At 70.7% G+C, this 21,100-nt stretch carries 13 protein-coding genes and 1 pseudogene; 12 read left to right on the top strand and 2 right to left on the bottom strand.

The features are described from left to right. Positions 1–22: 22 nt before the first annotated feature. Together ABD350_RS08040 and ABD350_RS08045 are read right to left on the bottom strand one after the other, a co-directional pair. Positions 23–1,633, bottom strand: coding sequence for a ferredoxin (locus ABD350_RS08040; RefSeq protein ID WP_344347100.1), 1,611 nt, complete (start codon positions 1,631–1,633; stop codon positions 23–25). After that, a complete protein-coding gene (locus ABD350_RS08045) occupies positions 1,630–2,901 on the bottom strand; it encodes a ferric reductase-like transmembrane domain-containing protein (RefSeq protein WP_344347102.1) in 1,272 nt (423 codons plus the stop codon). The genes ABD350_RS08040 and ABD350_RS08045 overlap by 4 nt, the downstream gene beginning before the upstream one ends. A gap of 402 nt (positions 2,902–3,303) precedes the next feature. Between ABD350_RS08045 and leuS the strand changes: the two genes are divergently transcribed. The 12 genes and pseudogenes from leuS to ABD350_RS08105 all read left to right on the top strand — a co-directional run bounded on the left by leuS (position 3,304) and on the right by ABD350_RS08105 (position 21,058). Further along, positions 3,304–6,186, top strand: a complete 2,883-nt coding sequence (gene leuS / locus ABD350_RS08050) for a leucine--tRNA ligase (protein WP_344347103.1) — start codon at positions 3,304–3,306, stop codon at positions 6,184–6,186. 173 nt (positions 6,187–6,359) lie between these two features. Beyond that, positions 6,360–7,100, top strand: coding sequence for a hypothetical protein (locus ABD350_RS08055; protein WP_344347104.1), 741 nt, complete (start codon positions 6,360–6,362; stop codon positions 7,098–7,100). Between the two features lie 72 nt (positions 7,101–7,172). Beyond that, a complete protein-coding gene (locus tag ABD350_RS08060; RefSeq protein WP_344347105.1) occupies positions 7,173–8,018 on the top strand; it encodes a DegV family protein in 846 nt (281 codons plus the stop codon). A gap of 574 nt (positions 8,019–8,592) precedes the next feature. After that, on the top strand, positions 8,593–9,309 hold the full coding sequence (locus ABD350_RS37930; RefSeq protein WP_382466647.1) for a ComEA family DNA-binding protein: 717 nt from the start codon (positions 8,593–8,595) through the stop codon (positions 9,307–9,309). Then, positions 9,306–11,789 carry a ComEC/Rec2 family competence protein gene (locus ABD350_RS08070; protein ID WP_344347107.1) on the top strand — a complete coding sequence of 828 codons (2,484 nt, stop codon included), beginning with the start codon at positions 9,306–9,308 and terminating at the stop codon, positions 11,787–11,789. The genes ABD350_RS37930 and ABD350_RS08070 overlap by 4 nt, the downstream gene beginning before the upstream one ends. Before the next feature lie 180 nt (positions 11,790–11,969). Further along, the gene (locus tag ABD350_RS08075) at positions 11,970–12,863 is read left to right on the top strand and encodes a TnsA-like heteromeric transposase endonuclease subunit (protein ID WP_344347108.1); all 894 of its coding nucleotides are present in this window, start codon (positions 11,970–11,972) and stop codon (positions 12,861–12,863) included. Then, the gene (locus tag ABD350_RS08080; RefSeq protein ID WP_344347109.1) at positions 12,860–15,112 is read left to right on the top strand and encodes a transposase; all 2,253 of its coding nucleotides are present in this window, start codon (positions 12,860–12,862) and stop codon (positions 15,110–15,112) included. Before ABD350_RS08075 ends, ABD350_RS08080 begins: the two co-directional genes overlap by 4 nt. After that, positions 15,109–16,368, top strand: a complete 1,260-nt coding sequence (locus tag ABD350_RS08085) for an ATP-binding protein (RefSeq protein WP_344347110.1) — start codon at positions 15,109–15,111, stop codon at positions 16,366–16,368. The genes ABD350_RS08080 and ABD350_RS08085 overlap by 4 nt, the downstream gene beginning before the upstream one ends. Positions 16,369–16,384: 16 nt before the next feature. Further along, complete coding sequence (locus tag ABD350_RS08090; RefSeq protein WP_344347111.1) at positions 16,385–18,313, top strand: TniQ family protein; 1,929 nt, start codon at positions 16,385–16,387, stop codon at positions 18,311–18,313. Between the two features lie 778 nt (positions 18,314–19,091). After that, a pseudogene (locus ABD350_RS08095) lies at positions 19,092–19,373 on the top strand (ComEC/Rec2 family competence protein); the annotation flags it as partial. Positions 19,374–19,560: 187 nt separating this feature from the next. Continuing rightward, positions 19,561–20,442 (top strand): YceI family protein, encoded by an 882-nt coding sequence (locus tag ABD350_RS08100; protein WP_344347112.1) that lies wholly within the window; start codon positions 19,561–19,563, stop codon positions 20,440–20,442. A gap of 370 nt (positions 20,443–20,812) precedes the next feature. Next, on the top strand, positions 20,813–21,058 hold the full coding sequence (locus ABD350_RS08105; protein ID WP_344347113.1) for a hypothetical protein: 246 nt from the start codon (positions 20,813–20,815) through the stop codon (positions 21,056–21,058). Positions 21,059–21,100 lie beyond the last annotated feature (42 nt).

Here is a 21,100-nt window from a genome sequence, read left to right on the forward strand (position 1 = left end):
GTGGCCCGCTCCGCACGTGGGTTCAGCGGCCCAGCGCGCGCCGGCCGCGCCCCTGGGAGAGCACCGGCAGATTGCGCGACGGCGCCTGCCCGCGCGTGTCCTCCTCGATGCGCAGGGCGAGCGCCGGGCAGCGGCGCACCGCGCGCAGCGCCTTCGCCTCCGCATGGCGCGGTACCCGCGCCTGGGCGACGGTCGGGAAGCCGTCCGCGCCGAGTTCGAACACCTCCGGAAGGATGTCCGCGCACAATCCGTGGCCCCGGCACAGCGTCCAGTCGACGTGGATCTTCTGCCGGCTCGCGCCGCTCTCCGCGGGGTCTGCGCCGCCCGGGACGCCCGTAGGGGCCCCGCCCCCTTCGAAGAGCGGCAGAACGCCCTCCACGGGCCGTCCGCAGCCGTTTCCGAGGACGTGCGCCGCCAGGTCGTCGGTGAACGCCCCGATAGTCGACTCCAGGAACATCGCCGAGCCGTCCGGGTGCGAACACGCCCCGCGCCGCTTCACGTTGTGCGCGACCTGCCTCAGCGCCTCCAGGGCCGCCGGTCCACCGCCGTTCAGGACGTCCTCCAGCCCGCGCGCGGCGGCGGGCAGTCCCAGATAGCAGGGCCCGCACTGGCCGGCGCTCTCCTCGGCCAGCCATTGCGCCACCCGCAGCGACTCGCCCAGCGGGCACGTCTCCCGGCCGATCGGCAGGATCGCGCCCGCGCCCAGCGAACCGCCCACCGCATCCAGCGAGTTGCGGGAGACGATCGCCTCGTCCACGGTCGCCGCGTCGATCCACTTGCCGTGGTAGCCGCCGGTCAGCACGCCCTGCGGCACCGGCGGGGCGCCCGCGAGCTGCAGCACGTAGCGCAGCGGCACGCCCGTGGGCACCTCGACCACCATCGGGCGGGCGACCGCACCGGACACGGTGAGCATCACGGTGCCCGGTTCCTCGTACAGACCGGTGTGGGCGTAGCGCTCCGGGCCGATGCGGGCGGCTATGGCGAGCTGCGCGAACGTCTCCGCGTTCGACAGCAGCGTGGGCGCCCCGCCGACGCCGCTGCGCGAGGCGCTGACCTTGCGGCCGGGCGGGATCGCCGGGCCGCCGTCGATCGATCGGATCAGCGCGGCGGCGGCACCGGTGACCATGCGCACCGGATTGCGCTGCACCCATGCGCGCAGCGCCGATCTACGGCTGTTTCCCAGGCCGCGTTCGGCGAGCGCGGCCTCCATGGAACGCTGCGTGGACTCCCGGGTGACGCCGATGACGAGGGTGCGCGCGCCGAGCGCCTCCGCGCACAGCAGGGCGCCGTCCAGGATGAGGTGTGGCGCCCGGTTGATCAGCACGGTGTCCTTGCGGCAGGCCGGCTCGTCCTCGCTGCCGTTGACCACGACGACCGGCCGCACCCCGCGCCTGATCGCCGACTCGGCGACCGAGCGCAGCTTCTTGTGGAAGGGGAAACCGGCTCCGCCGCGCCCCTTGAGGTTGATGCGTTCGGCGAGCTGGGCGAGCTGTTCGCCGCCCAGCGGGTCGAGCGGCCCGTGCACCTTCAGGTGCATCGGCAGGTCGAGTCGCTCCACAAGGTCGAAGCCCGACGTGAGCTGGGGAAGACCCACCACGCGGACCTCGGGGACGTCGGGCAGGGCCTCGTTCACTCAAAGCCTCCGGAAGGCGTGTTCCATGGTTCGCCCGAACCCGGTGCCCCGTAGGGCGAGCCGGGCAGCGGTTCGGTGGCGGGACCGCTGTCGAACGGGTCACCCGGGGGGTACGTGCCGTGGAAGCCGTTCGTCTCAGCGGTGTCGTACACGTCACGTCCGCCGTAGCCGGTGGTGCCCGGACCGCCGTGGACCGGGAGGGTGTACCCGGTGTCCTGGAGCGGGTCGTCCGCGGACGGCGGGGCCTCGCCGACCGGCGGCGGGGACGGGACCGGCCAGCCGCCCGAGGCGCCGTAGGGGCCGTCCGGGCGCGGAACGGCCTGCGGGGGCCACGGAGGCCACGGATCCGGCGGCAGCTCGGCAGCGGCCGCCTGGGCGGCCGTGAAGGGCTGCCGCGTGCGGTTCGGGACGGACACCGCGCGGTAGGCCGCGGCGAAGCCGGCGGGGGGCTCGGCGGCCGGGGCCTGGTGGAGTGGGGCGGCGGGTGCCGGACGCGGCTCCCGGCGGCCGTGCGGGGCGGGCCGGGCCGGGTCCGCCGCCCGGGAGCGGCGCGCCTCCGGCTCGTCGGGGCCGGGCCGCCCGGAGCGGTCGAACAGGGCCGTCAGCCGGCCGGCGACCCGGCGCTTGACCGGGCGCGGTGCGGCGCGCAGCGCGAGGGCGCCCATCACGCCGAGCAGGGACAGGCCGTAGAGGACCACGAAGACGGGTTTGGCCGCGCGACCCGCGTAGAGACCGTGGATCAGCGCCGCGCACCATGCCGGATAGGCCAGCATGTGCATGGCCCGCCAGCGCGCCGCGACCGGGGCAGGGCTGGCGAAGGCGCCGCGCAGGGCGCCCGTCACCCCCACGAAGACCATCAGCAGGGCCGCGAGCGAGCCCAGCCCGATCAGGCCGGCGATTTTGGTGACGCCGAGCGAGAACGGAACGACCGCGGCGATCACCTCCGTGTGGCCGAGCGCGATCTTCGTGGTGATGTGCAGCAGCAGGAACGCGATCGAGGCGACCGCGGTCGTCCGGTGCACCGCCTGGCCGATGATCCGCTGCCGGGTGTTCAGGAAGATCCGGTCCTGGGCGAACAGGCCCCAGATCACCGAGCAGCTCAGCGAGACGAGGGACAGCACGCCCGCGCCGAAGTCCAGGAACTCGCGGAACCGAACGCCTCCGACCGGCACGGACACGGGGAGGAGCAGCAAGGCGACGGCGGACGCCATCCCATAGGCCGAGCGGCCCGGCAGAGGGAGCGAGCTGGTACTGCGACGAGGGTTCATGGGGGCGACTCCGAGCAGTTTCGGGAAAGCGGTCCCGCTGCCGCACTCTAAGTGGCGCCATACCGATCAGTACGGGGTTTGGGTTATTGCGTTGTTATCGACGGACAATCTGATCGGAGTGGCGTTCCATAGGGGGAGGTGGGCGAAGTAATCGCCGACCTTTGTTCACTTCCGGCGGGCTTCGTGGACATGTCCCTCAGGGATACGGAAGCCCGTCGCGGCTTGCTCAAGGGCTGCGGTACCCTAGCGCCATGCGTGCCGTACGCCTTCTGCTTAGCGGGCCGCGCTGATCAGTACCGACCCCGGTTCAGCCGTGAGGCCGGCATCGGCGCGGCGTCCCCTCCTGCGTGAGGGGTTTTTTCATTTCCGCAGGCAGAGACGATCGATGGAGCTTTGAGGATCATGAGCGAGACGAACCCCGCTGCCACCGCCGCCGCGTCGGCGGAGGTCGCGCCGCACCGCTACACGGCCGCCATGGCAGCCGACATCGAGGCACGCTGGCAGGACTTCTGGGACGCCGACGGCACCTACGCGGCGCCGAATCCCACGGGCGACCTGGCGGGCGACCCGGAGCTGGCCGCCAAGCCCAAGAAGTTCATCATGGACATGTTCCCGTATCCCTCGGGCGCGGGCCTGCACGTCGGCCACCCGCTGGGCTACATCGCCACCGACGTCTACGCCCGGTTCCAGCGCATGACCGGCCACAACGTCCTGCACACCCTCGGCTTCGACGCCTTCGGCCTGCCCGCCGAGCAGTACGCCGTGCAGACCGGCACGCATCCGCGCGTGTCCACCGAGGCCAACATCGAGAACATGAAGGCCCAGCTGCGCCGGCTGGGCCTGGGCCACGACAAGCGCCGGTCGTTCGCCACGATCGACCCGCAGTACTACAAGTGGACCCAGTGGATCTTCCTGCAGATCTTCAACTCCTGGTACGACGACGAGGCGCGCAAGGCCCGCCCGATCTCCGAGCTGATCGCCCAGTTCGAGTCCGGTGAACGCGCCGTTCCGGGCACCACGCGCGCGTGGCACGAGCTGAGCGCCCGCGAACGCGCCGACATCCTGGGCGAGTACCGCCTGGCCTACGCCTCCGACGCGCCCGTCAACTGGTGCCCCGGCCTGGGCACCGTCCTGGCCAACGAGGAGGTCACCGCCGACGGCCGTTCCGAGCGCGGCAACTTCCCCGTCTTCAAGGCCAAGCTGCGCCAGTGGAACATGCGCATCACCGCCTACGCCGACCGGCTGCTGGAGGACCTGGAGGAGCTGGACTGGCCCGAGGCCATCAAGCTCCAGCAGCGCAACTGGATCGGCCGCAGCGAGGGCGCCCGCATCGACTTCCCGATCGACGGCGAGCGCATCACGGTCTTCACCACCCGCCCGGACACCCTGTTCGGCGCGACCTACGTGGTGCTGGCGCCCGAGCACCCGCTGGTCGAGAAGTTCACCCCCGAGGCGTGGCCCGAGGGCACGCACGAGGTGTGGACCGGCGGCCACGCCACTCCGGCCGACGCCGTCGCCGCCTACCGGGCGCAGGCCGCCTCGAAGTCCGACGTGGAGCGGCAGGCCGAGGCCAAGGACAAGACCGGTGTCTTCACCGGCGCGTTCGCGACCAACCCGGTCAGCGGCGAGCGGATCCCGGTCTTCATCGCCGACTACGTCCTGATGGGCTACGGCACCGGCGCGATCATGGCCGTCCCCGGCCACGACAGCCGCGACTTCGCCTTCGCGCGTGCCTTCGAGCTGCCCGTCCGCTGCGTGGTCGAGCCGACCGACGGCCGCGGCACCGACCCGTCCACCTGGGAGGACGCCTTCGTCTCCCACGACGCGAAGATCGTCGACTCCGACAACGGCGACCTGAGCCTGAACGGCCTGGGCGTGGCCGACGCCAAGGCGCGCATCACCGAGTGGCTGACGCGCGAGGGCATCGGCGAGGGCACCGTCAACTTCCGGCTGCGCGACTGGCTGTTCAGCCGCCAGCGCTACTGGGGCGAGCCCTTCCCGATCGTCTACGACGAGGACGGCATCGCCCACGCGCTGCCCGAGTCGATGCTGCCGCTGGAGCTGCCCGAGGTCGAGGACTACAGCCCGCGCACCTTCGACCCGGACGACTCCGACACCCAGCCCGAGACCCCGCTCTCGCGCAACGAGGAATGGGTCAACGTCACCCTGGACCTGGGCGACGGCCCCAGGAAGTACCGCCGCGAGACCAACACCATGCCCAACTGGGCCGGTTCCTGCTGGTACGAGTTCCGCTACCTGGACCCGCACAACGACAGCCGGCTGGTGGACCCGGAGATCGAGCGGTACTGGATGGGCCCGCGCGAGGGCCTGCCGCACGGCGGTGTGGACCTGTACGTCGGCGGCGCCGAGCACGCCGTGCTGCACCTGCTGTACGCGCGCTTCTGGTCCAAGGTCCTCTACGACCTGGGGCACGTCTCCTCCGCCGAGCCGTTCCACAAGCTGTTCAACCAGGGCATGATCCAGGCCTACGTCTACCGCGACAGCCGGGGCATCGCGGTGCCCGCCGCCGAGGTCGAGGAGCGCGACGGCGCGTACTACTACCAGGGCGAGAAGGTCACCCGCCTGCTGGGCAAGATGGGCAAGTCCCTGAAGAACGCGGTGACCCCGGACGAGATCGCCGCCGAGTACGGCGCCGACACGCTGCGCCTGTACGAGATGGCCATGGGTCCGCTGGACGTCTCCCGCCCGTGGGACACGCGCGCGGTGGTCGGCCAGTTCCGGCTGCTGCAGCGGCTGTGGCGCAACATCGTCGACGAGGCCACCGGCGAGGTCGCCGTCACCGACGCCGAGCCCGACGAGGAGACCCTGCGCGCCCTGCACAAGGCCATCGACGGCGTACGCCAGGACCTTGAGGGCCTGCGCTTCAACACCGCCATCGCCAAGGTCACCGAGCTGAACAACCACCTGACCAAGGCCGGTGGCGCGGTGCCGCGGTCCGTGGCCGAGCCGCTGGTGCTGATGGTCGCCCCGCTGGCCCCGCACATCGCCGAGGAACTGTGGCGCAGGCTGGGCCACACCGACTCCGTCGTCCACCGGGACTTCCCGGTCGCCGACCCCGCCTACGTCGTCGACGAGACGGTGACCTGCGTCGTGCAGATCAAGGGCAAGGTCAAGGCCCGGCTGGAGGTGCCGCCCGCCATCTCCGAGGAGGAGCTGGAGAAGGTCGCGCTGGCCGACGAGAAGGTGATCGCGGCGCTGGGCGGCGCGGGCATCCGCAAGGTGATCGTGCGGGCGCCGAAGCTGGTCAACATCGTTCCCGCGTGATCGTTGCCGCGTAAACACCGGCGTACACCGGGGCACGAGACGGGTGCTTCCACCGGCTCGGGGTAGTCCCCTACGGGCAGGTTCGGGGTTCGGACGGAACTCCGGGCCTGCCCGCTGCGTTTACCGTGGAGAGGCGCAGCGGGCCGTACCGCACCGACCGGAGGAGGAGCGCCATGGACGTAGTGCTCACCGTGTTCGCCCTGCTCTTCCTGATCTTCGTCGCCCTGGGCGCCTACGCCACGGTCAAGGCCGTCCGCGCCACCAAGCGCGGTGTGGACCGGACCATCGCGCAGGCCCGCCGCACGGTCGAGGACCACACCCTGCGCGCCAAGTCCGTCGCGCAGCCCGGGCCGGCCGGCGAGATCGCCCGGCTGCGGCTCGCCCTGCGCACCTCCATGCGGGCCACGCAGGACGCGCTGCACGCGGGCGCGGCCGAGGACGAGTCGCTGAAGGAGTCCCTCGGCCTCTTCGAACGGCTCAGCGTCCACGGGCATGACCTGGACGCCGACCTCAAGCGCCTGGAGACCGAGCCCGACCGGGCCACGCTCGCCGCGCGCCTGCCCGAACTCCGCGCGCGCACCGAGCGCATCACCCAGTCCGCCGACTCCCTGCGCTGGGCCGTCCGCGACCGGGCCCGCCGCTTCTCCGACGACGAGCTGGACCACCTCAGCGCCCAGATCGGCATCGAGGCGGACGCCCTGCGCCACTGGACGAGAACCGAGCCCGGCCAGACGTCCTCCCACTGGTCCGACACCCCCGCCGCCCCTGCGGACGGCCCCGCCACGGGGCAGGCGCGGGCCGGGGCGGCCGGTGCTCCCGCCACCGCGCGGCCCGCCCCCGACGCGATCACCGGACCCTCGTGGCGCCCGACCGTCCCGTGGCAGAAGAAGCCCCGCCCCGAGAGCACCACATGAGCGGGCCGCTTACCGGGCACCCGACAGGGGCCGGGCTGCCGAGCGGGCACTGCGCCAGGTAACCTCCAGCTCATGTCCCGCCATGTCGCGATCGTCACCGATTCAACGGCCTACCTGCCGCCCCGGACGATGGAGCGCCACGGCATCACCACGGTCCCGCTGACCGTGGTCCTCGGTGACCAGGCGCTCGAAGAGGGCACCGAGATCTCCACCCGCTCCCTCGCCCAGGCGCTGCAGAAACGGCGCTCCGTGACCACCTCCCGCCCCAGCCCCCAGGTGTTCGCCGAGACCTACCGCGGACTCGCCGACTCCGGCGCGAGCGGCATCGTCTCCCTGCACCTGTCCGCCGAGCTGTCCGGCACCTACGACGCGGCGGTCCTCGCGGCGCGCGAGGCACCGGTGCCCGTACGCGTGGTGGACACCGGGGTGATCGCGATGGCGCTCGGCTTCTGCGCCCTCACCGCGGCCGAGACCGCGGAGGCGGGCGGCACGGTGGACGAGGCCGTCACGGCCGCCGAGAAGAGGGCCGCCGGGACATCCGCCGTGTTCTACGTCGACACGCTCGACTATCTGCGCCGAGGCGGCCGTATCGGCGCCGCGCAGAAGCTGCTGGGCTCCGCGCTCGCCGTCAAACCCCTGCTCCAACTCGACGACGGCCGTATCGAGCTGCTCGAAAAGGTGCGTACGGCGTCCAGGGCGATCGCGCGTCTGGAGGAGCTCACCGTGGAGCGGGCGGGCAACGCGGAGGTCGACATCGCCGTTCACCATCTCGACGCCGCCGACGGTGCCGCCGCGCTCGCCGACCGGCTGCGGGCACGCGTCCCGGGCCTGGCCGACCTGCATGTCAGCGAGGTCGGAGCGGTGATCGGGGCACATACCGGGCCTGGTCTGCTGGGGGCGGTCGTCTCGCCTCGCTGAGGCCGGGGCGGGGGCCCGGCTCGCCTGTCGTCCTGTCGGTTTCACTCGTGTGGGTGGCGGAGTTATCCACAACCGGGCGGTAATGCACGGGAATTCACCAAGATCATCGTGATGCGGCGAAGTGCTCCATCCTCGTCACATGGCACTTCGATCCCGCTCCCGCATCGCGACCCCGACCAGCGGCCCCGGCCGTGGCCCGGCTTCCGACGGCCGCGTCCGGCACCGCCGCGCCACCGGACATCGGGCCATCGGACAGCGCGTCACCGGTCACCGCGCCACCGATCCCGGCCCCGCCGAACACCGTCGCACCCGCAGTCGTCCGCCCGCGCCGGCGGAGGAACTGCGCCGCCGAGCGGAACTCCTCTTCGGTGAACGGGCGGTGCAGTGGCGGGAGTCCGGGAACGCGCCGCCGGATCCGGATGGCTCCGCCGGCGCGTCGGCAGCGGTGAGCGCGGTCCCGCCGCGCTCACCTGCCGACCTTGCCCCACCGCCCCCGTCATCCGCCCTTTTACCGAAGGACGAACGGGCCGGTGGCGCGCAGCCGCCGGAACCGGGGGGCCCGGGAGAGGCGCAGGTGCCCACGGCTCCGGGCTGGCACGAACGCGCCGGGCTGGCGCTGCGGGAGCGGATGCCGGTATGGCTCCAGACGCGGTACGGGCTGGAGCGGCGAGCGGTCGTGGCCCTGACCGTGGTGCTCGTGATCGCTGCCGTCTTCGCCGCGCAGCACTTCTGGTCGGGCCGGACCCAGTCCGTGAGCGCCCCGCAAGTGGTCCACGCGCAGCCCCCGTTCACCAAGAAGGAGGAGGAGACGGCGACCGCGGTGACCGGGGCCGCCTCGGCGACACCCGGCGCGGAGATCGTCGTGGACGTCGGCGGCAAGGTCCGCAAACCAGGAATCCTGCGGCTGCCGTCCGGCGCCCGGGTGGCCGACGCGTTGCGAGCGGCGGGCGGGGTCCGGCCGGGCGTGAGTACGGAGGGGCTCAACCGGGCCCGTTTCCTGGTCGACGGTGAGCAGGTCCTCGTTGGTGTCCCCGTGGGAGCCGCTCCCGCCGGCTCGGTGCCCGGGCCCCTCTCCGGTGCGACCGGCACGGGCCCGGCCGCGCCGGTGTCCCTCAACACCGCCACCGCGGACCAGCTCGACACCCTGCCCGGAGTCGGCCCGGTACTGGCCCGGCACATCATCGACTACCGCACCCAGCACGGCGGTTTCCGCTCGGTGGACGAACTGCGCGAGGTCAACGGCATCGGTGACAGCCGGTTCACCGATCTGCGCGACCTGGTACGGCCATGAGCCGCGCGCTCGACGCGGCCGCACCGGGCGCCGGGCACGAGGGGAGCGGCCCCGCGCCGACCGGTCGGGCCGACCCCCTGGACCTGCGCCTGGTGCCGCCCGCGCTCGCCGCCTGGGGCACGGCGGCCCTGACCCTGGACGCACCGGCGGCCTGGACCGCCGGGACCGTCCTCGGCTGCCTGCTCGGTGGTGTCCTGCTGCTGTCGGTGCGGCGACCGAGCCGGGCCGGGCGGACGGGGCTGACAGGGCGGAGCGGACGGTCGGGGCGGTCAAGGCGGCCTGGGCGGCCTGGGCGGCCTGGACAGTCCTGGCTACCCGGACAGTCCGGGCGGACCGGACGGGCCGGGACGGCCGGGTGGGTGTGGGGCCGGTTTCGCTGGGCGCGGGCCACCGTCGCCGCGGTGCTGCTCTGTGCCGCCGCGGCGGCCGTCTCCGCCGGACTGCACGGGGCCGATGTACGGCGCGGCCCGGTGCCCGAGCTGGCCCGGCGGTTCGCGACCGTCACCGCCGAGGTCGAGGTGAGCGGCGATCCCTGGCTGAGCGGGCCACGGGTGAGCGGCGACCACATGGCACCGACGGCCGTGCTGGCGCGGGCCGAGGTGCTGAGCGTGGAGGTGGCCGGCGGACGGCGGACACGGATCCGGACGCCCGTGCTGCTGATCGTCGACGCGGATGTCCCGGCACCGGAGGGAAGCGCCGGGAGAAGCCGGGGTCCCGGGCCGCCGGCCGGAGCCGAACGGCACCGGCCGGGTGGGCGAGCCGCCTGGCTCGGGCTGTTGCCGTCCACGCGGCTCCGGGTCGGCGGGCGGCTGGCGCCCGCGCTCACGGGCGGCGACCGGACGGCGGCCGTGCTCCGGGTGCGCGGCCGGCCGGTGCCCCGGATCGTGGCGGGGCCGAGCGGGCCGCAACGGCTCGCGGGCCGGCTCAGGGCGGGGCTGCGGGAGGCGACCGAGGACCTGCCGGGGGACGCGCGGGCGCTGCTTCCCGGACTGGTCGTCGGGGACACCTCGCGGATCACACCCGAGCTGGACCACGCCTTCGACGAGACGGACCTGGCGCACCTCCTCGCCGTCTCCGGCAGCAACCTCACCGTCCTGCTCGCGTTGCTCATCGGACCGCCGGGCCTGGCGCAACGGGCCGAACGCAGAGGTCTGGCACCACGCCTGGGCCTCTCGCTCAGGGTGACGGCCCTGCTCGCGGGAGCGCTGACGCTGGGCTTCGTGATCGTCTGCCGGCCCGACCCCAGCGTCCTGCGGGCCGCGGCCTGCGGTGCCGTCGCACTGCTCGCCCTGGCCACCGGGCGCCGCAGATCGCTGATCCCGGCTCTGGCCACGGCCGTTCTGCTGCTGGTGCTGTACGACCCGTGGCTGGCTCGCAGTTACGGCTTCCTGCTGTCGGTGCTGGCCACCGGCGCGCTGCTGGTACTGGCGCCGGGCTGGAGCGAGGCGTTGCGGCGGCGCCGGGTACCCCCGAGGCTCGCCGAGGCGCTGGCGGCGGCTGCCGCGGCCCAGGCCGTGTGCGCGCCGGTCGTGGCGGTGCTGTCGGCCCGGGTGAGCCTGGTGGCGGTGCCGTGCAACCTGCTCGCCGAGCTGGCGGTCGCGCCGGCGACGGTACTGGGGTTCGCGGCACTTGTGACGGCGCCCTTGCTGATGCCGGTGGCCAACGCTCTGGCCTGGTGCGCGAGTTGGCCTGCCGGGTGGATCGCGGGAGTCGCCCGGGCCGGGGCGGCGCTGCCCGGCGCGGGCGTGGACTGGCCGGGGAGCTGGCCGGGGGCACTGGCGCTCGCGGCGGTCACCGTGGCCGTCGTGTCGCTCGGCCGGAGGCTGCTGCGGCACCCCGTGTGGTGCGGTCTGCTCGGGATACTGCTCGTGCTGGTCGTGACCCGGCCGGCTCCGCTGACCCGGGTGATCACGGGCTGGCCACCGCCCGGCTGGAGATTCGTGATGTGCGACGTCGGACAGGGCGACGCGACGGTGCTGGCGGCGGGCGAGGGAACCGGGGTGGTCGTGGACGCCGGACCGGATCCCGCACTGGTCGACGACTGTCTGCGGCGGCTGGGCATCACCCGCGTCCCCCTGGTGATCCTGACCCACTTCCACGCCGACCACGTGGCGGGCCTGCCCGGCGTCCTGCGGGGTCGCTCGGTTGCCGCGATCCAGACCACCGGGCTCGCGGAGCCCGCGGACCAGGCGCGGTTCGTCCGCAAGGAGGCGGCCGAGCGGCACATCCCGGTCGTGACGGCCGTCGCGGGAGAGGAACGCGGCGTCGGACCGCTCACCTGGCGGGTCCTGTGGCCCCCGCCCCAGGGAGCCCGGGTGCCCTCCGGAAGTCGAACACCCGCCTCCGTATCCGGCCCGGCCTTGCGGCCGGAAGGGCCGAACGACGCCAGTGTCACGCTGCTGGTACGCACGGGCGGGCTGCGGCTGTTGCTGCTCGGGGACCTCGAACCCCCGGCCCAGCAGGCCCTGCTGCGGTCTTGAGAATTTCAATCGCGGGTGGCACCGAGTGAGAGCGCTGACCTGCGGTCCCGGCAAAATCTGTCAATGATGGTTGGCACTGATTGCCGGTGAGGGGTGGCACCTTACGCAGGTTTCACGCTTGTTGGCACCTCTTTGCTCAAATCTCTCCTTACCTTCTGCGCGCCCCTGTCTGCTGTTCCTATGAAGCAGACCAGTGTGGAAGGGCCTGTCGCCTCGCGCGTATCTGAGGGGAGGGTTGCCAGCCCGCTCTGGTCGGATGCGTGCGGCTGGGAGGACCTCGCCCTCCTCTGCGGTGAGGAGAATCTCGCGGTCGGCCGGGCGATGCTGAACCTCGATCGTGGCTGGTCGGCCCGGTGGAGTGCGACGTGGAAGGTCGGCAAGGTGAAGCGGGCCGGCCCGGTCGAGGGCTTGAACGCGGTGCCGCTGACCGGCTGCGTTCCCTGGCGGGGCTTCACCTGGCGCCAAGGGCAGTTCCATCGCCCGGGTCTGGAGTCAGTGTTGTCGACCGGGCGTCAGCATGCTTTCGAGTCTCACCGTGAGGATCAGTTCCTCGCGATGGCGGATTTCACGGGTGATGCGGAGGAAATGCTGTCGCAGCCTTTCCTGCTGGAGTTCCAAGGAGAGGGCGGCTGGCGTGAGCACATTCCCGATTTCCTTCTGGTTTCCAGGCGAGGCAGGTGGCTTGTGGATGTCAGGCCCGCAGGCCGGATGGATGACGATGATCTGATGAAGTTCGCGGCCACGTCCGAGGTCGCGCTCGCGTTGGGGTGGGGCTACGCCGTCGTCACGGGATGGAGGCCGCTGACCTGGAGAAACGTCGACCTGCTCTACTCCCGGCGCCGCCCGATGCAGGACCGGTTGGGCCTGAAGCCGATGCTGCTGCAGACGGCCCGGGCCGCCCAGGCCCTGTCGCAGCCGCTCACCTTCCGCGCGCTGGCGGACAGTTACGAGTTCCCTTCCCTTGCCCGACCGGTGATCTTGCACCTGCTCTGGCACCGCCAGCTGGGCGTCGACCTGGCAGCTCCGTTCGGCGACAGCAGCATCCTTCGCGTCGCGAGGGAGGCCGTTCGATGAGCGGGCAGGCGGCCGGGCTGCTGGAACTGGCCATCGGCGAGAGCCTGATCCTGGACGACGAGGAATGGCGGGTGGATCTCGTCGAACCGCAGTACGGCAGGGTGCTGCTGACGTCCGACACGGGGACGCGGCAGACGGTGTCGTTCCGCATGCTCGCCCACCATCCTCGCTGCCGGCGTTCGACGGTGGCGACCGTGTCGGGACGGCGTCTGCAGCCGAGGACCGAGGACGATCTCACCGATCACCAACGGACCTTGCTGCAGATCAGGCGGGGCCACCTGCTGGAAGTCGAGACGGGATACCGCGGCGGTGACCCGCTGCACCCCGGGCCGGGTGAGCCTCGGCCCGAGTACGACCCGGACTGCACCACCGTGACCCAACGGCGGCGGGCGAAGGTCGCCGAGCTGAAGGCCCTTGATCCGGAACACGCGAAGGTGCTGGGTCTGTCCCAAGTGAGCTACCGGACGCTGACTCGGTGGGAGTCCAAACGGCGGGCCGACGTCACGATGGGATGCGCCGACGACCGCTGGACCCCCGCCTCGCGCGGACACCCGAGCATCACGGACGAGGTTCGCAAGGCGATCCTCGCCGTCCGGCAGGAGACCCTGCACCGGTCGAAGATCAACATGCGGGCCCGGGTCGGCCTCATCCACCAGTACGTGCTGGAGACCTACGGCGAGGAGGCCGCCGAGAAGATCCCGAGCTACGGCACGCTGCGAGTGGTCTGGCGGGAGTGGTTCGGCACGGGTCGCGCACGTCAGCGCTATGCCCGCTCCGCGCTGCTGGAGACCACGGGCGAACACGTGATCGTCGAGAGGCCCGGTCAGGTCGTTGCCCTGGACACCACGGTGTTGCCGGTGATGCTGCGCGAGACGGTCTTCGACGACCCGGTCACCGTCTATCTCACGCTGGCCATGTGTGTCTACACGCACTCGCTGGTCGGGTTCCGTCTGACGCTGGTCTCGGACACGTCGACCGACGTCGCGATGCTGCTGCGGGACGTGACGATGCCGCTGCCGATGCGGGACGACTGGGGCGAGGACATGGAGTGGCCCTATCCGGGCGTCCCGGCGGCCCTGGTCGCGGAGTTCGCCGGGCACGAGGTCGCCGCGTTGCCGTTCTTCGCGCCGGAGACGGTCACGACCGATCACGGCAGCGTCTACCGCAACCATCACCTCGTTCAGGCTCAGCACGTTCTGGGTGTGAAGGTGCTGCCGGCGCGGGTTCTGCGGCCGACCGACAAGCAGGCGGTCGAGCGGGCATTCGGGTCCGCCCGTTCGATGCTGTTCGAGTACTTGCCCGGCTACACCGGCGTCGACGCATCCGACCGTGGCGCCGACATCGAGGGCGACGCGGTCCTCACCGTCGCGGAGATGGAGCATCTGCTGGCGACCTGGATCGTCCGCATCTGGCAGAACCGGCGCATGGGCGAGTACGCCCCCTGTTGGGACCCGGTCGGCGATCACAGCCCGAACACGCTGTTCGCCGCGTCGATGGCCCAGGGCGGATGGGCCCTGGAGATTCCCTCGCCGAGCCTCTACTACCAGCTGCTGCCCCGGCACCAGGTCATCATCCAGGGCAAGAGGGGGGTGAAGATCCGCGGACTTTGGTATGACGGCAGGGCCCTGGACCCCTACCGCGACGAGGAGGGATCCGGTCGCGGCGGGCGGCACAAGGACCGCTGGACTGTGCACCGCGACCCGCGCGATGCACGGTTCGCGTTCTTCCAGGACCCGCGCACGCACGACTGGCACGAGTTGCGGTGGACGGGCATGCCGCCGGCGGGCGAGATCCCCGCGTTCACTGACGCACGGGTACGCGAACTTTTGACCGCGGCGAAACAGGCCGGTCTCAAGCCCCGCACGGACAGCGAACTGCTGCCCCTACTGCTGGAGTTGCTCGCCGCCCATGTCAAGGCCGAGCAGTGGCCGGGACAGCTGACCAAGGCCCAACGCAGGGAACGGGCCCGTGAGGCAGCCCAGGTGAAGACGGCAGCGGCTGACCGGCCCGCCGCGGGCACGCCCGGCGCCGCCATCGGCAGCCGGCCCAGCCGACCGGTCCGAGTGGACGAGGCGGTGGACGCCGAGCGCCGCAGCCGGCGCGAGGCCGCCATCCTGCAGCCGCCCCGAGCCCCCCGCCGGCTGGGAGACGGATCCCGCCGCAGGGCCCACGCTCTGCTGGCCGCGGACGAACCGGCCGAGGCGGATTCGGTACGCGATGACGAGACAGAACGTGGGGAAGCACGGTGAGTGTCGAAGCCAGGCTTGCTGCCGAGGGATTCATTCTGCCGGGCGAGGTCCCGGACCGGGAGACCGCTGAGGGCTGGACGCGGTGGAGGCTGACGCGGCACTCGTTCGTCCCCGCACCCCGCATTTCCCGCGCCGTCTATGACAACAAGAGCAAGCGCGACAAGGCCATCCACGATCTCCATCGCCGGGCCACCCACGCCAACCTGCCGCTGTTGGACACTCCGATGAGCCTGGTCGTCTCCGAGCTGATGGGGAACCGGCTGCTGAGCAATGCGATGAAGCAGAAGCCGACCACGCGTCCCGGACTCATGATCAACGGTGGTGGGAACCAGGGCAAGACGGAAACGGCTGCCGAGGCGGCAGCCGCGTTCGAGGACCTGTGGCTGGGGCTCGAGGAGTTTGTGGACGTCCCCGAGCTGCCCGGTGCCCGCGATCTTCGGGCCACCGTCGCCTACGTTCAGACGCCGGTCACTGCGACACCGAAATCGACCTGCCAGGCCATCCTGGACTTCTTCGGCACCAGCGGTCGCAACATGACCTTGACCCAGCTCGTCCAGCAGGTCCGTGCGTCCCTGCGTGATCATCGCACCCGCGTGCTGATTCTGGACGACATCACCCGGCTCCGCATGCACCGCAAGGACGACCAGGACACCCTCGACCTGATCAGGGCCCTGATGAGCATGCGCGTCACCCTGGTCCTGATCGGTGTCGGCATCCCCGACTCCGGCCTGCTCAGGGGAGGCTGGCAGAACCCCACCACCGGCCAGTGGGAGTTTCCCGAACCCGGTCACGAGGACTGGAGGGACGAGGCGTCCACCCAGACCGCCAGGCGGTTCGACCTCGTCGACCTGCGGCCGTTCAGCTATGACACAGCCGACGAGATCGCCGACTTCGTCGACCATCTCACCGGACTGGAGGACGAGCTCAGGCTGTTCAACGCCCGCGAGGGCATGCTGACAGGCGGTCGCATGCCCGAGTACATCTACCGTCGCACCGGCGGTGTCGTCGGGCTGATCGAGCGGCTGATCGAGGACGGCGCCTCGCTGGCCATGGACACCGGCATCGAAGAGATCACCGAGGAACTGCTGGACAGAGTGATCATCCGCACCCAGCATCCCAAGCGCGACCGGGCCGCCGGGGAGGAGGGCGAGGTCCCGCCGGCCCTTCCGGCGAAGAAGGCAGTCCAGGGCCGCAGACCGCGCAACACCGTCTTCGACGACAAGGGCGTCCCCCAGATGACCGCAGTCCGGAAGTGAGACGGCATTGCCCCCGTTGCGTCCCCTGGCCCGAAGCCTTCCGCCGCTGCCGGACGAGTCCCTGCCCGGATTCCTCCTTCGGCTCGCCTTCCGACTGCACACCTCGCCAGCAGAACTGGCCGTCCGCACCGGACTCGCCGACCGCGCAGATCGGGCCGTCCTGCCGGTGCCGCTTCTTATCGGCCTCACCGCCGAGCGACGGCACACCTTTGCCCGGATGATCAAGGCCACGGACACCGAAGTGGACGCCATGCTGCTGGACACCTACAGCAGCCGCTACCCGCCCGCACAGCCCTCCCCGAGCGGCCGCAACGGCCTGGCGAACCAACAACACCGCTGGCTCTTCATGCACGCCACCCGATACTGCCCCCAATGCCTGACCGGCCAGGACAACCCGGTGGAACAGGCCTTCGGCGGGGCCTGGAAGACCTGTTGGCGCCTTCCGCCGGTCTTCGCCTGCCTGGCACACCGCCGCTTCCTGGAACACGAATGCCCAGCATGCAAATCGGTGATCCTTCCCACCGCGACCCGCAGCACTGTCCGGCACTTTCCCCGCTGGCGCGAGGCAAGCCTGCACCCGGCACAATGCAGAGCATTCGTCGACGGGCAGTGCGGGCATCGCCTTGACCGAGACTCGGTCAACTCTCAACCGCTGCCAGTCGAATACGAGGAGTTCCAGCAATTATTGCTCGGCCTTCTGAATCCGGTTGGTCCTGATGAGGTGATAACTCTCGGGCACTCGACATCCCCTGCTCACTACTTCACGGATCTGAGAACGGCCTGCCAAATCTTGAGGGCGTCATGGCCCAAATCCCGCCATCTCCTGGACAATAAAGATCTCGTCTCATTCCTGGAGGCAGCCGCCAATGAGACCCCCCGGTCCCGGTCGACGCTCGTCCACGCCGTCAGCGACATGCCCCAGATGGAGGCACAGCCGCACGCGGCCCTCCTCCTGGCAGCGGACCGCCTGCTGCGGGCGGGCGACCCGGACACCTTCGCCAGTCACTTACGGCTCCTTCTCGATGAACCTGAACGCCGGCCCTCCAAGGTCAGTTGGGCTCGCGCCTTCCTGAATACCCGCCCCCAGTGCTCGGAAGGGTTTCTCCAAGCGGTCTCCTCAGTGCTGCAGACCTATGCCGGGCGATCCCTTGGACGGAGCTTGAAGCAACCGGTCCGCAGGACCCGCTTCCGCCCGGAGCATATTCCTCAGTTCCTCGAAGAAGACTGGTATCAACGGCACTTCGCGCACATGGACGGCATCGCGACGGTCCGTCTCCGGCGGACTGTCGCGATTCGGCTCTGCCAAGCAGCATCCGGCGGCTCGATTCAGAAGGCCGCGGACCGCTTGAGTCTATATTTGGGGGATCCGGCCATCGCCGCCCGGATTGCAGACAGCCCTAAGCACGTTCACGGATGGGCCCGAAAGCGCCCTGACCCGCTTGAGTTTGAAACTGCACTCCGCAATCTCGCAGCCGAACTCGATGCCAGAGATAATCTCATCGACTACGAGCAGCGTCGAAAGGCACTGGCGTCGTGGTGCATCGGCCCGAGGCCATGGGAAGTAATCGCCAGCCGCATCGCCGTCCCGGTCGGCAATTACGCTGCTGGTGGGGGCTTTGCCGTTGATCTCAGTGACCGAAAACGGAACATCGCATCCGTCATCCTCTGGTCCCTTATGACACAGGCAGAGCATGTCTTTGCCCCGACGCCCATCTGCGATCAACAAGACCCCGAGACGCAGAGGAAATGGCGGAACAGCGTCGACGCGGTCTGGGCGCGCATACGACACGGCAACACAAGGCCCACCGACACCCAAATGATCACGGTGCTCGAGGAGTACGCTGCCTACCTGACACCGATCATCGACCGAGGGCAAACCCCATCCTCTGAAGCGAGCCCCTGGACCTCGCACCGGACTGGAAGAGCCTCACGCAGCAGCACCTGAGCAGGTGTGATCCAGTTTCATAGCAGTCAGGTCGCGCGCATCGCCGACGGCATGGAGGCCGGGCCGGACCCGGCCGGGACGCGCGGCGGTCGGCACAAGATGGCCGTTCTTGTCCTCCTTGAAGGTCCCTGTCCGCCTCGCTACACTCCCGCATAGGACACACCAGCAGAAGAGGAGTGGCTCCCCGGCGAAACGAGACTCGCCGAAAGCACTCTTGAGCGAGCGCCTTAGGGAATGGTTGGTGACCTGCACCTAGGGCTGGCAGTGCCACGTCTTCGTGAAGCACGTAAGGGCCATAACGCTAAGACCTCAAGACTTGCTTCGGCGCACAGGTGCAAGGGTCGGTTGCGTCAACACGCACCTAGACCCAAGGCAACGCTGTGGTGGTCTCAGGGAGCAAGTCATTCCGATGCCTGCCACAGCTCGTTCCAGAAGGAATTCACTGTGCTGGGCTATTTCTCTACTATTCTTGAGGTATTCAACCCTCGGTATCTACTCACTGTTCTTCGGTTCCTGCCTGTCTTGATCATCGTTGTCCTGATGGCGCCGGCCTTCCTGACGTGGCCTTTCCTCCCTCAGCGACGGCATGACTCGCTGCTTGAGTTCATGCAGAAGCTGATCGACTGGACAAGGGCAACGCGCAACTAACAGCGAGGCTCAGGGGGTCCGGTGATGCAGAACCACCGGACCCCCTGCGTCGAAAGACTGACGCCCTTCATGAGATTCCAGTCGGAGCGGTGCCAGCTCTCGCTGAAAAGTGCCATGTCTCGCTGAAATTCTCAGGTCTCCGGCGGCGGCCGGGCTGGCCCGGGTGGACGCCTTGAAGGTGGCCCACCACGGCTCGGCCTACCAGGACCCCCGGCTGATACGCCTCGCCGCACCCCGGGTGGCGCTCGTCTCCGCCGGTGCCGGCAACTCCTACGGCCATCCGGCGCCGTCGACCGTGGCCGCCCTGCGGACCGGCGGAGCGACGGTCCTGCGCACCGACCGGGACGGGGCACTCGCGCTCACCGGGACCGGAGGGAGGGAGGGGGAGATGCGGGTGACGAGCGAGCGCTGACCCGGCGCCACGCGGTAGGAGCTGTGTGACGGCAGCGTGAAAACCTGACCTGAACGACCAATTCGGATCAGTCCCGGCGCATCCAGTGGATTGCTGTGATGTGGGTCCGTGTTGCCTCGAAAGCCGCATCAGTGATCGAATGAACCTTCGGCAATGGATCATGTCGAGGGGTACAGGGGTGTCGTGGATGTTCGGCCGCTTGTTGGGTAATCAGAGAAACCGCCTGCAACGGACGAATCCCCTGGCGGGGATCCGGACACCGCCGCATGCCGGAGTGCTCAGCTGCCGGGTGGTCGACCCGGTCAACGAGCCCGTGACGGGCGCCGAGGTGACGGTCGGTGACGCCATGGGCCGACGGGTGGTGGCCGGGGGCACCGACCCCTACGGCCTGTTCCTGACCATGGTGCCGCCGGGGGAGTACCGGATCGCGGTGGCGGCCGAGGGCTACGCGCCGTACCGGGCCACCGCGCTGGTCGGGGAGAACTCCCTCGCGTCGCTGGGCGATGTGACGCTCCAGGTGGCCCAGCCGCCGGAACCGCCGGCGCCGGGCGACTGGGACGTGGACGCCGCGCACTCCTCGATCGGTTTCACCGCGCGGCACATCGGACTGGCCCGGATCCACGGCAGGTTCAACTCCTTCGCCGGGGTGGTGCGGATCGCCGAGCGGATGGAACAGTCGGCGATGCACGTGGTGATCGACGCGTCCTCCATCGACACGGGGATCCGGATGCGCGACGACCACTTGCGGTCGGCGGATTTCCTGGACGTACAGCGGTTCCCGGCGCTGGAGTTCTACAGCGACCGCTTCGTGCACAAGGGCGGCAGCCGGTGGGCGGTCGTCGGGGCGCTGTCGCTGCACGGCGTGACCCGCACGGTCACGCTCGACACCGAGTACCTCGGGCTCGGCAACGGGGTGGAGGGCGAGACGCGAGCAGCCTGCCGGGCCACCACCGAACTGCACCGGGACGACTTCACGATCAGCTGGCAGTCGATGCTGGCCCGGGGCATCGCGGCGGTCGGACCGAGCATCCGCGTCGACCTGGACGTGCAGATCGTGCCGAAGAGCTGACCGCCCGGATCACCCTGTCCTGGCCGCGGGCATGTCCAAGCAGCCGGTGGTGGCTCCGGGCGCTGCCGCGCCTGCCACGGTGAGGGCCGAGCCTCCGGGATCAGGGCCGGCACGGGTACGGGGTGGGGCGGTGGGCGCGTCCTGCGGCGGTGCCACGAGAACCGGTGGCGAAGGCCGGCGCACCAGTGGGAACCGTGAGTACCGGTCGCGCAGGCCGGGCGTACAGGTGGCGGACGCCGGGTGTACCGGTGGCGGCCGCTGAACGTTCCGGCCGACCTCGGCCGGACCGACCGGGGCAGAGGCCGCCCACCAGGGCCGAAGGCCGCCTACCAGGGCCGGAGGTTCTCACCCGGTGCCGGAGAATGGGCCCGTGAGCGATGTGAGACACGTGCTGGTGCTGCCCGACCGCGACGCCGCCGAGGAAGCGGCCGAGGCGCTCGGGGAGCGGTTCGGGATCGACGAGGAGCCCCGGCTCGTCCGGGACGCGCTGGCCGGTGAGGACGACGCCGAGGACGCCCAGTGGCTGGTGGTCCTGCGGGACGAACGCGAGCGGCTCGACCCCGCCGAGCTGGACGCGTTCGCGGGGGAGTGGGACGGCTGGCGCGAGGAACCGTGACCCCGAGCCGCCCTCGGGGTCCGCTCCGGGTCCGGTCGGGGT

Origin of the sequence: Streptomyces nogalater, assembly GCF_039532885.1 — a bacterium.
GTDB lineage: Bacteria > Actinomycetota > Actinomycetes > Streptomycetales > Streptomycetaceae > Streptomyces > Streptomyces nogalater.

What these genes read in the sequence shown, in the direction of transcription:
- ABD350_RS08045 (WP_344347102.1), bottom strand. Translation starts at nt 2,901, where the DNA reads ATGAACCCTCGTCGCAGTACCAGCTCGCTCCCTCTGCCGGGCCGCTCG.
- ABD350_RS08100 (WP_344347112.1), top strand. Translation starts at nt 19,561, where the DNA reads ATGTTCGGCCGCTTGTTGGGTAATCAGAGAAACCGCCTGCAACGGACG.
- leuS (WP_344347103.1), top strand. Translation starts at nt 3,304, where the DNA reads ATGAGCGAGACGAACCCCGCTGCCACCGCCGCCGCGTCGGCGGAGGTC.
- ABD350_RS08060 (WP_344347105.1), top strand. Translation starts at nt 7,173, where the DNA reads ATGTCCCGCCATGTCGCGATCGTCACCGATTCAACGGCCTACCTGCCG.
- ABD350_RS08075 (WP_344347108.1), top strand. Translation starts at nt 11,970, where the DNA reads ATGAAGCAGACCAGTGTGGAAGGGCCTGTCGCCTCGCGCGTATCTGAG.
- ABD350_RS08080 (WP_344347109.1), top strand. Translation starts at nt 12,860, where the DNA reads ATGAGCGGGCAGGCGGCCGGGCTGCTGGAACTGGCCATCGGCGAGAGC.
- ABD350_RS08055 (WP_344347104.1), top strand. Translation starts at nt 6,360, where the DNA reads ATGGACGTAGTGCTCACCGTGTTCGCCCTGCTCTTCCTGATCTTCGTC.
- ABD350_RS08070 (WP_344347107.1), top strand. Translation starts at nt 9,306, where the DNA reads ATGAGCCGCGCGCTCGACGCGGCCGCACCGGGCGCCGGGCACGAGGGG.